A 15,264-nucleotide genomic window follows, 5' to 3' on the forward strand; every position below is an offset into this window, starting at 1 on the left:
CCGCAGGTGGGTCAGACGATCTCGGGCTCGTGCGCGTGGATGCGCCCCTGGGTGGTACCCAGCGGCTCGCCCGAGCCGCCCCAACGACCGGCGATGATCTCCGCGGCGATGCTGATGGCGGTCTCCTCGGGCGTCCGGGCGCCCAGGTCCAGGCCGATCGGGCTGCGCAGCCGGGCCAGCTCGTCCTCGCCGACCCCGGCCTCCCGCAGCCGGGCGAGGCGGTCCTCGTGGGTGCGCCGCGAGCCCATCGCCCCGACGTACGCCACCTCCGGAAGGCGCAGGGCGACCTCCAGCAGCGGTACGTCGAACTTCGGGTCGTGGGTCAGCACGGTCAGCACGGTGCGCCGGTCGACCCGGCCGGCCTCGACCTCCGCGGCGAGGTAGCGGTGCGGCCAGTCCACGACCACCTCGTCGGCATCAGGGAAGCGGCTGGCGGTGGCGAAGACGGGCCGGGCGTCGCAGACGGTCACGTGGTAGCCCAGGAAGCTGCCCACCCGGGCCACGGCGGCGGCGAAGTCGATCGCGCCGAAGACCAGCATCCGCGGCTTGGGCGCGAAGGCCCACACGAAGACCCGCATCCCCTCACCCCGGCGCTCCCCGTCGGGGCCGTAGGACAGCGTCGCGCTGTGGCCGGCGGCGAGCAGGCCGAGCGCGTCGTCGTGGATGGCGTCGTCCGCGCGCGGCGAGCCGAGCCCGGTGGTCGGCGTGGTGTCGGGGCGCACGACCAGGCGGCGTCCGAGCCAGGCCGGGTCGGGGTGCTCGATCACGGTCGCGAGCGCGACCGGGCGGCCGGCCTCGATGTCGTCGGCGACCTCCTCGAGCTCGGGGAAGGTCTCCCGGCTCACCTTCTCGACGTAGACGTCGAGGATGCCGCCGCAGGTCAGGCCGACGGCGAACGCGTCGTCGTCCGAGACGCCGTAGCGCTCCAGGACCGGCTCCCCGGAGCCGACGACCGACTCGGCGAGCTCGTAGACCGCGCCCTCGACGCAGCCGCCGGAGACCGAGCCGACGGCCGAGCCGTCGGGGCCGACCAGCATCGAGGCGCCCGGGGGGCGCGGCGCGGAGCGGAACGTCGCCACCACGGTGCCGACCCCGACGCTCTCGCCGGCGCGCCACCACTCGAGCAGCTGGGGCAGGACCTCACGCACGCGCGATCACCTCCATCAGTCGGGCATAGGTCGCCAGGGAGTGCCCGGCCACGAAGTCGTCGACGTGCGGCAGCACGGCCAGCACCCCCTGCTGGACCGGCTCGTAGCCCTCCTTGCCGCGGTGCGGGTTCACCCAGACCACGCGGTGGGCCACGCGCCGCAGCCGGGCCACCTGGCCGGCGAGCAGCGAGGTGTCGCCGCGCTCCCAGCCGTCGCTGAAGACGACCACGACCGCGCCGCGGGCCATGCCGCGCTGGCCCCAGCGGTCCAGGAACACCTGGAGGGTCTCGCCCAGCCGGGTGCCGCCGGACCAGTCCGGCACGGTCGTGCCCGCCGCGACCAGCGCGCGCTCGGGGTCGCGGGCGCCCAGCGCCCGGGTCAGGTGGGTCAGGCGGGTGCCGAGGGTGAAGGTCTCCACGCCCGGGACCGCGCAGGTCATCCGGTGTGCGAGGCGCAGCAGCGCGTCGGCGTACCCGCTCATCGAGCCGGAGACGTCCACGAGCAGCACCACCCGGCGCGGGCGCACGCCGCGTCGCCGCCAGCGGATCTCCGCCGGTTCACCCATCCGTCGCAGGCTCGCGCGCAGCGTGGCGGAGGCGTCGACCCGGCCGCGCGGGCCGGCGACGCGGCGCGGGGTGCGCCGTTGCGGCGCCCGGACCGCCAGGGTCGCGAACATCGCGGCGAGGCGCTGGCGCTCGGCGGCGCTCATGGTGGCGACGTCGCGGTGGCGCAGCACCTCGGCGGCGCTGGCCGCGGCCCGCACCACGTCCTCCTCCTCGCCCTCCCCCGCGCCGCCGGTGTCGGTCTCGGGCAGGTCGGAGTACGTCGTGGTGGTCGCCGGCGTCGGCCGCTGGCGGGGCAGCTCGTGGGGCGAGCCGAACCAGGCCTCGAAGACCTGGTCGTGGCGCAGCAGGTCGTCGGGCGAGCCGCACAGCGTCGCCCGGCCCGCGGCGTACGTCGCGCGTCGGTCGCCGGCGCCGACCAGGGCGACCGCGGCGAGGTAGCCCTGCGCACGGTCCTGGGTGACCGCGACGCCGGCGGCGCGCAGCGCCCAGGTGAAGCCGAGCAGCACCTCGTCCGCGTCGCGAAGCCTGCCCGCGGCGCCCGGCGGGGCGAGGACGCCGCTCACGGCCGCAGCATCCGGTCGAGCGCCTGGCGCACGCGGTCGGAGTCCTCGCGGTACTTCACCAGCGCGCCCAGCGTGGCGCTCGCGGTGGCGAGGTCGAGGTCGGTGGTGCCGAGGTGGTGCAGGGCGCGGGCCCAGTCGAGGGTCTCCGCGACGCCGGGCGGCTTCTGCAGCCCGCCGTCCGCGCGCAACCGCTGGGTGACCGCGACGACCTGCTCGGCGAGCGTCGCGGAGATCTCCGGCGCCCGCGAGCGCACGATCGCCATCTCCCGCTCCGGCGCGGGGTGGTCGATCCAGTGGTAGAGGCAGCGCCGCTTGAGCGCGTCGTGCAGCTCGCGGGTGCGGTTGGAGGTCAGCACGACCACCGGAGGGGTGCTCGCCCGCACCGTCCCCAGCTCGGGGATGGTGACCTGGTAGGTCGAGAGCACCTCGAGCAGGAACGCCTCGAACTCGTCGTCGGCGCGGTCGACCTCGTCGACCAGCAGCACCGCCGGCGCCTGCTGGAGCGCGGCCAGCACCGGGCGGGCGAGCAGGAAGCGCTCGTCGTACAGGCTCTTCTCGGCCTCGGCCACGTCGTTCGTGCCGCCCGCGGCCTCGAGGGCGCGCAGGTGCAGGATCTGGCGCGGGAAGTCCCAGTCGTAGAGCGCCTGGGTGGCGTCGATGCCCTCGTAGCACTGCAGCCGCACCAGCGGCAGCCCCAGGCTCTCCGCGATCGCCTCCGCCAGCGCGGTCTTGCCGGTGCCGGGCTCGCCCTCGAGCAGCAGCGGGCGCTGCATCCGCAGCGCGAGGTAGGTCACCGTCGCGAGCCCCTCGTCGCTGAGGTAGCCCGTCTCGCCGAGCCGGGCAGCGATCTCAGCGGCAGAGGTGGGCTCCATGGGCCAAGGCTACTGACGCGGCCGTTGGCGGGAGGTTGGCAGCAGTTCACACACTCCCCGGGGCGGGTTGGTGGAGGGTGGCTGAGTGGTGCGCACGGAAGGGGCCGGCGCCCTACCCCGGCCGGCGGTCCACGTCGCGGCCGGTCGCCAGGTCGCCGCACTCGATCCCGCGAGCGCCGTGCTCGGCGAGGTAGCCGCGCGCGCCGGCGTCCCCGGCCGCGTCGGCGAGCACGCCGGCCCAGTGGGCGCGGCCGAGCAGCACCGGGTGCCCCGCCCGCCCGTCGTACGTCGCGCGCGCGAGGGCGTCCACGGCGGAGCCGTCGGCCGCGGCCAGGACCCGGGCGACGACCTCGGGGCCGACGTCGGGCAGGTCGACCAGGCTCACGAGCGCCGCCTCGGCCAGCGCCGGGTCGAGCGCGCGCAGCCCGGCGCGCAGGGAGGCCGCCATCCCGTCGGCCCAGTCGGGGGCGAGGACCACCTCGGCGGGCGTACCGGCGAGCAGCCCGCGTGCCTCGGCTGCGCCGGCACCCAGCACGACCGTCACCTCGGGGCAGCCGCCGGCGCGCAGCACCTCGACGGCGCGCACCAGCCAGGAGGCCCCGTCGGCGTCGTGCACCAGCGCCTTGGGCATCCCCATCCGGCGCCCGGCGCCCGCGGCGAGCAGCAGCCCCTGGACCCGCACCGGCGCCGGGGTCACTTGTCGAACGCCTCCACGTAGAGCGCCTGCAGGTCCGGGTCGACGGGGCCGCTGAGCCCGCACAGGCTCACCTGCCCGTCGGTCGCCGAGACCAGGTAGGTCTCGCCCTCCTCGAAGGGGACGGCCTGCAGCAGCGCGCCGAGCTCCTGCGGCGGGCCCTGCACCTCGACCAGGTCGGAGGGCGCGCCGGCGTAGAAGACGCTCGGCACCAGCACCACGACGTCCTCGTCGACCTCCTGCACGGTGCCCTGGAAGGCGACCTCCTGCTGGGCCAGCAGCGCGGCGGTCGGGACCCCGCAGCGTCCCCCGGGGGCCGCGGCGGCGAGCGTGGTCACCGGCGCGATCTCGCCGGTGGGCTCGATGCTCTCCTCGGCGGCCGGGACGGTGGGCTCGTCCTCGCCGTTGGTCAGCACGAAGGCGCCGGCCCCGCCGATCACCACGAGCGCGGCGGCGGCCACCAGCCAGGTCAGGGTGCTGCGGTTGCGGGTGCCGTCCTGGCGGGTCTCGTTCAGGGGGTCGTCGCTCATCGTGGTCTCCAGAAGTCGGGCCACCCGGGACGGGTCGGCCGGCGGGAGGGAGGCGGCGGGGTCGGCGTCACGGAGCCGGGCCCGCAGGTGCTCGTCGTCGGGCTGGTTCATCGCTTCCTCCCCTCTCTCGACTCCTCATGTCCGGCAAGCCCGTCGCTCTTTCCCAGCTCCTCGCGCAGTCTCCCGCGGGCGCGGTGCAGCCGGATCGAGGCGGCGTTGGGGCTGATCCCGAGCACCTGCGCGATCTCCGCGGCGCTCAGCTGCTCCCAGGCCCACAGCCGGAGCAGCTCGGCGTCCTCGACGCGCATCCCCGCGAGCGCCTCGGCGACCGCGGCCGCGGGGCCGTCGTCGTCACCCGGCCCGGGCCCCGCCTCCGGCGGCGGGTCCAGCACCGCGACCTTCGCCGCCACCCGGCGCTGGCGCCGGCTGCTGCGCTCGGCGTTCGCCAGGCAGTGCCGCGCCACGCCGTACGCCCACGGCAGCGGCTCCTCCGGCAGCTGCTCGAGGCGGCGCCAGCACACCAGCAGGGTGTCGGCGAGGACGTCGTCGGCCGTGGCCGGGTCGGTACGTCGCGCCAGGTAGCGCCGCAGCGGGTCCACCATCGGCGTGACCAGCTCCTCGAAGCGCCTGCGCCTCCCCGCGTCGTCCACGTCCTCACCCTCACACGTCCCCGCGGGCGTCCCGGTCCGCCCGTCCGGGACGTGGTACCCGCCCCGGCGGCGGGCTACCGCCCGGTGCGCTCCCAGCCCGGGCGGGGCCGGTGGCTGCCCAGCTGCTCGTCGCGGCTGCGGTAGACGATGTAGGGCCGGGTGAGGTAGCCCAGCGGCGCGCTGAACACGTGCACCAGGCGGGTGAAGGGCCACAGCGCGAACAGCGCCATCGCCACCAGCGCGTGGGCCTGGAAGCCGAACGGTGCGCCGTCCATCAGGTCCGGCTGCGGGTCGAGGCGGAAGATCCCGCGGAACCACACCGAGACCGACTGGCGGTAGTCGTAGTCGTCGAGCACGTTGGACACCGCGGTGTTCCACAGCCCCAGCACGATGACGGCGGCCAGGAAGACGTACATGACCTTGTCCATCGTGGTGGTCGCGGAGAAGACCGGCCCGACGGTGCGGCGGCGGTAGATCAAGATCGCCATCCCGACGACCGTGGCGAAGCCGGCCAGCGCGCCGAGCACCACGGCGAGGACGTGGTAGGCGGTGTCGGAGATCCCGACCGCCTCGGTCCACGACTCCGGCACGCCCAGGCCCATCACGTGACCGAGGAACACGATCAGGATCCCGAAGTGGAACAGCGGGCTGCCCCAGCGCAGCAGCCGGTCCTCGTAGAGCTGGGAGGAGCGTGTGGTCCAGCCGAACTTGTCGTAGCGGTAGCGCCAGACGTGCCCGAGCACGAAGGCGGTCAGGCAGACGTAGGGCACCACGATCCACAAGAAGGTGTCCATCAGGGTGCTCCCGGGAAGCTCGGCATCGGCAGCGGGACCGGGCCGGCACCGCCGGTGGGCCGGGCGGGCCCGGGGTCGAAGCCCGGGGTGGCGTACGGCGTGAGCCCGACCTCCTCCTCCGGCGGCCCCTCCGCGGCGAGGCGCCGGATGGCGGCCCACTCGTCCTCACCCAGCGGCGGCAGCGTCGCGCAGACCGCCTCGACCGCCCCGGCCCACGGTGACCCGGCGTCGCGCAGCGAGACCCGCAGCAGCTCCAGGCCGGCCCGGTGGTCCAGCAGCAGCCGGCGCCCGAGCTCCTGGTGGCCGGTGGCGGCGAACTCCAGCACCACGCACAGGTGGTCGGGCAGCTCGGCCTCGTCCGGCACGTGCCCGGCGGCGAGATAGGTCTGCTTGAAGCGCAGCAGCGCCACGCCGCGCTTGCGGGTGTCGCCGTGGGCGAAGTAGGTGAGGAACAGGTTGTGCCGCCGCCGGCTGTCGAAGGTCTCGACGTAGTCGGCCTGGCGCTGCCCCAGCGGGAGCGCGCCGAGGCGCTCCACGGTCGCCGCGAGCGGGTCGCCCACCGGGGCGGGCAGCGCCTCCGCCGCCCGGGCGACCAGCGCCAGCCGCTCGGCGTCCTGCTCGTCGGGGTAGCCCAGCAGCAGCGACGCCGACTGCCAGGCCCAGGTGAGCTGCTCGGCGGACAGCGCGGTACGACGCCGCAGGCCCGGCGGCCTCACCGGTGGTCGGCCCCGCCCGTGAGGCCCCCGGTGCCACCGGGGCCCGAGCTGCCGCCGGCGGTGTCCGGCGGTCCGGTGTCGCCGACCGCGCCCGGCCCGCCCGAGCGCGGCGGGAACAGCCCCGACGGCGTCCCCTTGCCGTCCCAGTTGAGCAGGTTGACCCGCGAGGAGCCCTGCTGCGGCTCGTGCACGGTGTCGGAGGTCTGGCGGTCCTGGAGCATCTGGAAGTTCTCCACCGCGATCGGGGTCGGCGCCCCCGAGCCCTCCCCGAACGGCCCCGACCCGCCCATCCCGGGCCCGCCGTCGTAGCTCAGCGAGCACTCCGTCGCGATCTCCTCCAGGGAGTGCGCCTGCTCGGTGTGCGCCGGCGGGATGACGTAGCGCTCGTCGTACTTGGCGATCGCGAGCAGGCGGTACATGTCGTACATCTCCTCCTCGCCCATCCCCACCGCGGCCGGGATGGAGGCGTCGGGCTCGCGGCCCAGGTTGATGTCGCGCATGTAGGAGCGCATCGCGGCCAGTCGGCGCAGCACCGCGTCGACCGGCGCGACCTCGCCGGCGGTGAACAGCTCGGCGAGGTACTCCACCGGGATCCGCAGCGCGTCGATCGCGGCGAACAGGTTGCCGTGGTCCTCGGCGTCCTCCCCGGTGTCACGGACCACGTCGACCACCGGCGACAGCGGCGGGATGTACCAGACCATCGGCATAGTGCGGTACTCCGGGTGCAGCGGCAGCGCCACCCGGTAGCGCTGGATCAGCGCGTGCACCGGGGAGCGCCGGGCGGCCTCCACCCAGTCGTGCGGTACGCCGTCGCGCTCGGCGGCCCGCGCGACCTCGGGGTCGTGGGGGTCCAGCAGCACCGCGCGCTGTGCCTCGTAGAGGTCGTGCTCGTCGGGCGCGGACGCCGCCTCCAGCACCCGGTCGGCGTCGTAGAGCACCAGCCCGATGTAGCGCAGCCGGCCCACGCAGGTCTCCGCGCACACCGTCGGCAGCCCGACCTCCACCCGCGGGAAGCAGAACGTGCACTTCTCGGCCTTGCCGGTGCGGTGGTTGAAGTAGACCTTCTTGTAGGGACAGCCCGAGACGCACATCCGCCAGCCGCGGCAGCGGTCCTGGTCGACGAGCACGATGCCGTCCTCGGTGCGCTTGTAGATCGCGCCGCTGGGACAGCTGGCCGCGCACGAGGGGTTCAGGCAGTGCTCGCAGATGCGCGGCAGGTAGAACATGAAGGTCTGCTCGAACTCGAAGCGCACCTTGTCGGCGATCTTGCGCAGCATCGGGTCGTGCTCGGCGGTGGCCGCCGAACCGCCGAGGTTGTCGTCCCAGTTGGAGGACCACTCGACCTTCATCTCCTTGCCGGACAGCAGCGAGCGCGGCCGCGCGACAGGGGTGTGCTGCTGGGCCGGGGCGTCGGTGAGCGAGCTGTAGTCGTAGGACCAGGGCTCGTAGTAGTCCTGGATCGAGGGCATCTTGGGGTTGGAGAAGATCGTCGCGAGCTTCTTCAGCCGCCCGCCGGAGCGCAGCGCGAGGCGCCCGCGCCGGTTCAGGTGCCAGCCGCCCTTCCAGGTCTCCTGGTCCTCGTAGGTGCGGGGGTAGCCCTGCCCGGGCCGGGTCTCGACGTTGTTGAACCAGACGTACTCGGTGCCGCTGCGGTTGGTCCACGCCTGCTTGCAGGTCACCGAGCAGGTGTGGCACCCGATGCACTTGTCGAGGTTCATCACCATCGCCATCTGCGCCATCACTCGCATCAGTACTCCACCTCCTGGCTGCGCCTGCGGATCACGGTGACCTCGTCGCGCTGGTTGCCGGTCGGCCCGAGGTAGTTGAACGCCCACGACAGCTGCGCGTAGCCACCGATCAGGTGGCTGGGCTTGATGAGCAGCCGGGTCAGGGAGTTGTGGATCCCGCCGCGCAGCCCGGAGGTCTCCGACAGCGGCACGTCGATGAGCCGGTCCTGGGCGTGGTGCATGTAGACCGTGCCCTCGGGCATCCGGTGCGAGACGATCGCCCGGGCCACGACGACGCCGTTGCGGTTGACCGCCTCGACCCAGTCGTTGTCGGCGACGCCGACCTTGGCGGCGTCCCGGTCGCTCATCCAGATCGCCTGGCCGCCTCGCGAGAGCGACAGCATGAACAGGTTGTCCTGGTACTCGGAGTGGATCGACCACTTGTTGTGCGGGGTCAGGTAGCGCACCGTCAGCCCCTCCACGCGGGGACCCCCGGGGCTGGCCAGGTCACCCAGGGCCGGCTCGGCGAAGAGGGCGGCCATGTTGAGCGGTGGGCGGTACACCGGCAGCCCCTCGCCCATCTCGCTCATCCAGTCGTGGTCGAGGTAGAAGTGCTGGCGCCCGGTCAGCGTGTGCCACGGCTTGAGCCGCTCGACGTTGATCGTGAACGGCGAGTAGCGCCGCCCGCCGGCCTCCGAGCCCGACCACTCCGGCGAGGTGATCACCGGCGCCGGCGCGGCCTGGGTGTCGGCGAAGGTGATCCTCCGGCCCGCCTGCTCGGCGGCCAGGTCGTGCAGCGGCCGCCCGGTGCGCTCCTCGAGCTGGCGGAACCCGGCGGTCGCGAGCTCGCCGTTGGTGGTGCCCGACATCGCCAGGATCGCCTCGCACAGGTGCACGTCGCGGTCCAGGCGCGGCCGACCGTCGGCCACGCCACCGCGCACCGCGCCGTTGGTGCGCCGCAGCCGCTCGACCTCCTCGCCCAGGTCGAAGGTGATGCCCTTGGTGGCGCCGCCCAGGCGCTCGGCGAGCGGTCCGAGCGCGACCATCTTGGCGCCGACCGCGGCGTAGTCCCGCTCGACCTCCACCAGCCTCGGCATCGTCTCGCCGGGCACCAGGTCGCACTCGCCGGCCTTCCAGTCGCGGACCACGCCGTGCGGGTTGGCCATCTCGTCGGGGGTGTCGTGCGAGAGCGGGACGGCCACGACGTCGCGCCGGGTGCCGAGGTGGACGGCCGCGAGCTCGCTGAACCGCTCCGCGATCGCGCGGAAGGCGTCCCAGTCGGTGCGCGACTGCCACGGCGGGGCGATGGCGGGGTTGAAGGAGTGCACGAACGGGTGCATGTCGGTCGAGCTCAGGTCGTGCTTCTCGTACCAGGTCGCGGCGGGGAGCACGACGTCGGAGAACAGCGTCGAGCTGGTCTGGCGGAAGTCGAGGGTGAGCAGCAGGTCGAGCTTGCCCTGCGGCGCCTCCTCGCGCCACACCACGTCGCGCGGGCGCAGCCCCTCGGGCGTCTCCTCGGCGCGCACGGCGGAGTCGACGCCGAGCAGGTGCTTGAGGAAGTACTCATCGCCCTTCGCCGAGGAGCCCAGCAGGTTGGCGCGCCACATGGTGAGCAGCCGCGGGAAGTTCTCGGGGGCGTCGGGGTCCTCGGCGGCGAAGCGCAGCCGCCCGGCCCGCAGCTCCTCCACCACGTGCTCGCCCGCGCTGCGTCCGGCCGACGCGGCCTCCTCGGCCAGGTCGAGCGGGTTGCGGTCGAAGGTGGGGTACGACGGGGACCAGCCCATCCGGGCGCTCTGCGCGATCACGTCGGCGACGCCCATCCCGGCCAGCCGCCCGCGCCCGGTGCGGGCCGCGAGGGTGTCGGCGCCGAACTGGTCGTAGCGGAACTGGTCGCTGTGCAGGTACCAGTACGCCGTCTGGATCATGTTGCGCGGCGGGCGGCTCCAGTCCAGCGCGTTGGCGACCTGGTTGTAGCCGGTGAGCGGGCGCACCTTCTCCTGCCCGACGTAGTGCGCCCAGCCGCCCCCGTTGACGCCCTGGCATCCGGTGAGCGTGGTCAGCGCCAGGAAGGTGCGGTAGATCGTGTCGGAGTGGAACCAGTGGTTGGTCCCCGCGCCCATCAGGATCATCGAGCGTCCGCGCGACTCCGCCGCGTTGCGGGCGAACTCGCGCCCGATGCGCGCCGCCGCGGCGGCCGGCACGCCGGTGATCGCCTCCTGCCACGCCGGGGTGCCCGGCGAGGAGGCGTCGCCGTACCCGCGGTCCTGCCCGGTGGCCTCCGTCGCCGCGGGCCACTGCCCGGGCAGCGGCCGGCCGAGCACCTCGCGGCCCACGCCGTACTGCGCCATCATCAGGTCGAACACGGTGGTCACCAGGTGGCCCTGGAAGGTGCGCACCGGTACGCCGCGCAGCACGACGCCCGGCTCGCCGCCGGGGTCGTCGAAGCGCGGCAGCTCCACCAGCGCGGCCCCCTCGGCGGTGGGGGCGAGGCTGAGCCAGGGGTCGGTGGCGCCCAGGTCGAGGTTCCAGCGGCCCTTGCCGCCGTCGCCGAAGCGATGGCCCAGCGTGCCGCCGGGCACCACCGGCAGGTCCGTGGCGGTGTCGAGCAGCACGGGCTTGAACGCGGCGTGCTCCTGGCGCCGGTGGCCCGGGAGGTCCTCGGCGGTGAGGAACTTCCCCGGCCGCAGCGCCTCGCCCTCGCCCGGCTCCAGGCGCACCAGGAACGGCAGGTCGGTGTAGCGCTTGGTGTAGTCGAGGAAGTAGGGCTCGGGGTCGTCGAGGAAGAACTCCTTGAGCACCACGTGGCCCATCGCCATCGCCAGCGCCCCGTCGGTGCCGGGGTGCGGGGCCAGCCACTCGTCGGCGAACTTCACGTTGTCGGCGTAGTCGGGGGCCACGACCACGACCTTCTGGCCGCGGTAGCGGGCCTCGGTCATCCAGTGCGCGTCGGGGGTCCGGGTGACCGGCACGTTGGAGCCCCACATCATCAGGTAGCCCGCGTCCCACCAGTCCCCCGACTCCGGGACGTCGGTCTGGTCGCCGAACACCTGCGGCGAGGCCACCGGCAGGTCGGCGTACCAGTCGTAGAAGCTGAGCATCGAGGCGCCGATGAGGTGCATGAACCGCGACCCCGCCGCGTGCGAGACCATCGACATCGCCGGGATCGGGGAGAACCCCGCGATCCGGTCCGGGCCGTGGCGGCGGATCGTGTGGACGTGGGCCGCGGCGACGATCTCGACGGCCTCCTCCCAGGTCGCGCGCACCAGGCCGCCCTTGCCGCGCGCCGACTTGTAGGCGCGCGCCTTCTCCGGGTCCTCCACGATGCTCGCCCAGGCCTCGACCGGGTCGCCGAGCTCGCGGCGGGCCTCGCGGTAGAGCTCCAGCAGCACCCCGCGGACGTAGGGGTAGCGCACCCGGGTCGGCGAGTAGGTGTACCAGGAGAACGCCGCCCCGCGCGGGCACCCGCGCGGCTCGTACTCCGGGGAGTCCGGGCCCACCGAGGGGTAGTCGGTCTGCTGGGTCTCCCAGGTGATGATCCCGTCCTTGACGTAGACCTTCCACGAGCAGGAGCCGGTGCAGTTCACGCCGTGCGTGGAGCGCACGACCAGGTCGTGGCTCCAGCGGTCGCGGTAGAAGTCGTCGGCCCCGCGCCCGCCGCGTTGGGTGAGCGTGCGCAGGTCCGACGAGACGGTCCCCTTGGTGAAGTAGCGACGGCTGCGCACCATCGCGTCGGTGAGCGCGCTGTCGAGCCCGGGAGCGGTCATCGCGTCGTCTCCTGCGTCGTGGCGTCGCCGGCGGCGAGCCGGCGCACCGAGGTCAGGGTGAGCGCCAGGGTCAGCGCGGCGGTCACGGCGAGCAGCCACAGCCCGATGGCGTAGGAGTCGGTGTGGCCGTAGACGTAGCCCATGATCAGCGGCGGCACGAAGCCGCCCAGGCCGCCGGCTGCGCCGACGAGGCCGGTCACCCCGCCGACCTTCGACGGCTCGCTGACCTGCGCGATCAGCGCGAACGTCGCGCCGCTGCCGGAGCCCAGCGCGGCCGCCATCGCGAGGAACGCGACCGTGCCGAGGCCGTCCAGGGGCGGGTTGCCGGCGGCGACCGCGGCGCCCGCCGCGACCACGGCGTACCCGACGGCGAGCACCGGGATCGCCCCCAGCTTGTCGGAGAGCCAGCCGCCCACGGGGCGCATCAGCACCGCGACCACCACGAACCCGGCCATCCGCGCCGAGGAGTCGGCGATGCTCAGGCCGTGGGAGTTCTGCAGGTACGTCGGCAGGTAGACCGAGAACGCGACGTACCCACCGAAGGCGACGGCGTAGAGGATGCACGCCTGCCAGGTGATCGGCAGCCTCGCCGTCACGGCCATCCGGGAGCCGAGCGAGCCCGTGGGGGCCACCCGGCCGGGGGCGTCGCGCATCACCAGCCAGGCGACGACGGCGTACACCGCGAGCACGGCGGCGGTGATCAGGAACGGCGCGGTCTCCCCGAGGTCGTCGTAGAGGCGCACGGTGGTGAGCGCGCTGATCGCGGTGCCGCCCATCCCGGCTCCGAAGACCCCGGTCGCGAGCCCGCGGCGCTCGGGCGGGAACCAGGCGTTGACGAACGGGACCCCGACGGCGAAGGCCGTGCCGCCGATGCCGAGGAAGAACCCGCCGACGAGGACCAGGGCGTAGGAGTCGAGGGCGACGAAGGCCAGGAACAGGATGGGGACCACGGTGGCGGCGGAGACCAGCGGGAACATCACCCGGCCGCCGTAGCGGTCGGTGAGCGCGCCGACCCAGATCCGGCCGAGCGAGCCGACGATCACGGGGACCGCGACCATCAGCGAGACCTCGGACTCGCTGATGTCGCCGAGGGTGCCCTCCTTGCGGAACAGCGGGCCGAGCGGGCTGAGCAGCGCCCAGGCCCAGAAGTTCACCGCGAAGCCGATCGTGGCCAGGACGAGCATCAGCCACGGGCTGGACGCCGACCGACCGCCGGCCCGCCCTGGGGTCCTCGTGTGGGTTCGCTCGGCCACCGCACACCACCGTTCTGCGCGCCCGATCGCACGTCTGGTCCTTCACCATGACAGAGAACGTGACCTGCGTCACGCCTCGCCGTGAGCGGTGCGACCCAGTGGTGACCCGGTGCAGACGCAACGAGGCCCCCGCCGCAGCGGGGGCCTCGTCGTTGGTGCGAGTGGTGGGGCTGGACTCAGAAGTCCATGCCGCCCATGCCACCGGACGGGTCGGGCATGGCCGCGGCCTTCTCCGGCTTGTCGGCCACGACGGCCTCGGTGGTGAGGAACAGCGCGGCGATCGACGCGGCGTTCTGCAGCGCCGAGCGGGTCACCTTGGCGGGGTCGATGATGCCGGCAGCCAGCATGTCGACGTACTCGCCGGTGGCCGCGTTGAGGCCGTGACCGGCCTCCAGGTTGCGGACCTTCTCCGCCACGACGCCGCCCTCGAGGCCGGCGTTGATGGCGATCTGCTTGAGCGGGGCCTCGGTCGCGACGCGGACGATGTTCGCGCCGGTCGCCTCGTCACCGGTGAGCTCGAGCTTGTCGAACGCGGTCGCGGCGGCCTGCACCAGGGCGACGCCACCGCCGGCGACGATGCCCTCCTCGACGGCAGCCTTCGCGTTGCGAACGGCGTCCTCGATGCGGTGCTTGCGCTCCTTGAGCTCGACCTCGGTGGCCGCGCCGACCTTGATGACGGCCACGCCGCCGGCCAGCTTGGCGAGGCGCTCCTGGAGCTTCTCGCGGTCGTAGTCGGAGTCCGACTTCTCGATCTCGGCGCGGATCTGGTTGACCCGGCCCTCGATCTGGGCCTGGTCGCCGGCGCCCTCGACGATGGTGGTCTCGTCCTTGGTGATGACGACCTTGCGGGCCTGGCCGAGCAGGGTGACGTCGGTGGTCTCGAGCTTGAGGCCGACCTCCTCGGAGATGACCTGACCACCGGTGAGGATCGCGATGTCCTGCAGCATGGCCTTGCGGCGGTCACCGAAGCCCGGGGCCTTGACGGCGACCGAGCGGAAGGTGCCCTTGATCTTGTTCACGACCAGGGTCGACAGCGCCTCGCCGTCGACGTCCTCGGCGAGGATCACCAGCGGCTTGCCGGACTGCATGACCTTCTCGAGCAGCGGCAGGAGGTCCTTGACGCTGGAGATCTTGGAGTTGGCGATGAGGATGTAGGGGTCCTCGAGGACCGTCTCCATGCGCTCGGTGTCGGTGACGAAGTAGGCCGAGATGTAGCCCTTGTCGAAGCGCATGCCCTCGGTCAGCTCGAGGTCGAGCCCGAAGGTGTTCGACTCCTCGACGGTGATGACACCTTCCTTGCCGACCTTGTCCATCGCCTCGGCGATGATGCCGCCGACGGTGGTGTCAGCGGCGGAGATCGAGGCGGTGGAGGCGATCTCCTCCTTGGTCTCGATGTCCTTGGCCATCGCGAGCAGCTGGGTCGACACGGCCTCGACGGCCGCCTCGATGCCGCGCTTGAGGCCCATCGGGTTCGCACCCGCGGCCACGTTGCGCAGACCCTCGCGGACCATCGCCTGCGCGAGGACGGTCGCGGTGGTGGTGCCGTCGCCCGCGACGTCGTCGGTCTTCTTGGCGACCTCCTTGACGAGCTCGGCACCGATCTTCTCGTACGGGTCCTCGAGCTCGATCTCCTTGGCGATGCTCACACCATCGTTCGTGATGGTGGGCGCGCCCCACTTCTTCTCGAGAACGACGTTGCGGCCCTTGGGACCGAGGGTGACCTTGACGGCGTCGGCGAGCGTGTTCATGCCACGCTCGAGGCCGCGCCGGGCCTCCTCGTTGAAGGCAATAAGCTTCGGCATAACTCCTGGGATCCTTAACGATTGGAGTTCTGGGGTCCGGTTCGGTGGGCTGCCCGCGACGGACGGCCTGCGCGGCTCGGCGAACCCTTCTCGCCGGCGCGTCGACCTCAGCTGGCACCGATCCGGTGTTGTCACTCTCATCATAAGAGTGCCAGTTCCATGTTTAGCACTCGACCCATGCGAGT

General features: G+C 73.3%; 12 protein-coding genes. All 12 read right to left on the bottom strand.

The features are described 5' to 3' along the window. Nucleotides 1–11: 11 nt before the first annotated feature. The gene (locus HOQ23_RS19010; protein ID WP_172216917.1) at nucleotides 12–1,148 is read right to left on the bottom strand and encodes an XdhC/CoxI family protein; all 1,137 of its coding nucleotides are present in this window, start codon (nucleotides 1,146–1,148) and stop codon (nucleotides 12–14) included. After that, on the bottom strand, nucleotides 1,141–2,277 hold the full coding sequence (locus HOQ23_RS19015) for a VWA domain-containing protein (RefSeq protein WP_172216919.1): 1,137 nt from the start codon (nucleotides 2,275–2,277) through the stop codon (nucleotides 1,141–1,143). The genes HOQ23_RS19010 and HOQ23_RS19015 overlap by 8 nt, the downstream gene beginning before the upstream one ends. Then, on the bottom strand, nucleotides 2,274–3,149 hold the full coding sequence (locus HOQ23_RS19020) for a MoxR family ATPase (protein ID WP_172216921.1): 876 nt from the start codon (nucleotides 3,147–3,149) through the stop codon (nucleotides 2,274–2,276). The genes HOQ23_RS19015 and HOQ23_RS19020 overlap by 4 nt, the downstream gene beginning before the upstream one ends. A gap of 112 nt (nucleotides 3,150–3,261) precedes the next feature. Continuing rightward, nucleotides 3,262–3,846: an NTP transferase domain-containing protein gene (locus tag HOQ23_RS19025; RefSeq protein ID WP_367650582.1), complete on the bottom strand. Its 585-nt coding sequence runs from the start codon at nucleotides 3,844–3,846 to the stop codon at nucleotides 3,262–3,264. Next, complete coding sequence (locus HOQ23_RS19030; protein ID WP_172216923.1) at nucleotides 3,843–4,484, bottom strand: hypothetical protein; 642 nt, start codon at nucleotides 4,482–4,484, stop codon at nucleotides 3,843–3,845. The genes HOQ23_RS19025 and HOQ23_RS19030 overlap by 4 nt, the downstream gene beginning before the upstream one ends. Beyond that, nucleotides 4,481–5,023, bottom strand: a complete 543-nt coding sequence (locus HOQ23_RS19035) for an RNA polymerase sigma factor (protein ID WP_367650583.1) — start codon at nucleotides 5,021–5,023, stop codon at nucleotides 4,481–4,483. Before HOQ23_RS19035 ends, HOQ23_RS19030 begins: the two co-directional genes overlap by 4 nt. Before the next feature lie 74 nt (nucleotides 5,024–5,097). Continuing rightward, on the bottom strand, nucleotides 5,098–5,817 hold the full coding sequence (gene narI, locus HOQ23_RS19040; RefSeq protein WP_172216925.1) for a respiratory nitrate reductase subunit gamma: 720 nt from the start codon (nucleotides 5,815–5,817) through the stop codon (nucleotides 5,098–5,100). Next, nucleotides 5,817–6,533 carry a nitrate reductase molybdenum cofactor assembly chaperone gene (narJ, locus tag HOQ23_RS19045; RefSeq protein WP_367650584.1) on the bottom strand — a complete coding sequence of 239 codons (717 nt, stop codon included), beginning with the start codon at nucleotides 6,531–6,533 and terminating at the stop codon, nucleotides 5,817–5,819. Before narJ ends, narI begins: the two co-directional genes overlap by 1 nt. Further along, nucleotides 6,530–8,281: a nitrate reductase subunit beta gene (gene narH, locus HOQ23_RS19050; RefSeq protein ID WP_172216927.1), complete on the bottom strand. Its 1,752-nt coding sequence runs from the start codon at nucleotides 8,279–8,281 to the stop codon at nucleotides 6,530–6,532. The genes narJ and narH overlap by 4 nt, the downstream gene beginning before the upstream one ends. Beyond that, the gene (locus tag HOQ23_RS19055; RefSeq protein ID WP_172216929.1) at nucleotides 8,281–12,024 is read right to left on the bottom strand and encodes a nitrate reductase subunit alpha; all 3,744 of its coding nucleotides are present in this window, start codon (nucleotides 12,022–12,024) and stop codon (nucleotides 8,281–8,283) included. The genes narH and HOQ23_RS19055 overlap by 1 nt, the downstream gene beginning before the upstream one ends. Beyond that, on the bottom strand, nucleotides 12,021–13,208 hold the full coding sequence (locus HOQ23_RS19060; protein ID WP_172216931.1) for an MFS transporter: 1,188 nt from the start codon (nucleotides 13,206–13,208) through the stop codon (nucleotides 12,021–12,023). Before HOQ23_RS19060 ends, HOQ23_RS19055 begins: the two co-directional genes overlap by 4 nt. Nucleotides 13,209–13,453: 245 nt before the next feature. Next, nucleotides 13,454–15,079, bottom strand: a complete 1,626-nt coding sequence (groL, locus tag HOQ23_RS19065; protein ID WP_172216933.1) for a chaperonin GroEL — start codon at nucleotides 15,077–15,079, stop codon at nucleotides 13,454–13,456. Nucleotides 15,080–15,264: the final 185 nt, after the last annotated feature.

Origin of the sequence: Nocardioides sp. zg-DK7169, from assembly GCF_013155365.1 — a bacterium.
Classification (GTDB): domain Bacteria; phylum Actinomycetota; class Actinomycetes; order Propionibacteriales; family Nocardioidaceae; genus Nocardioides.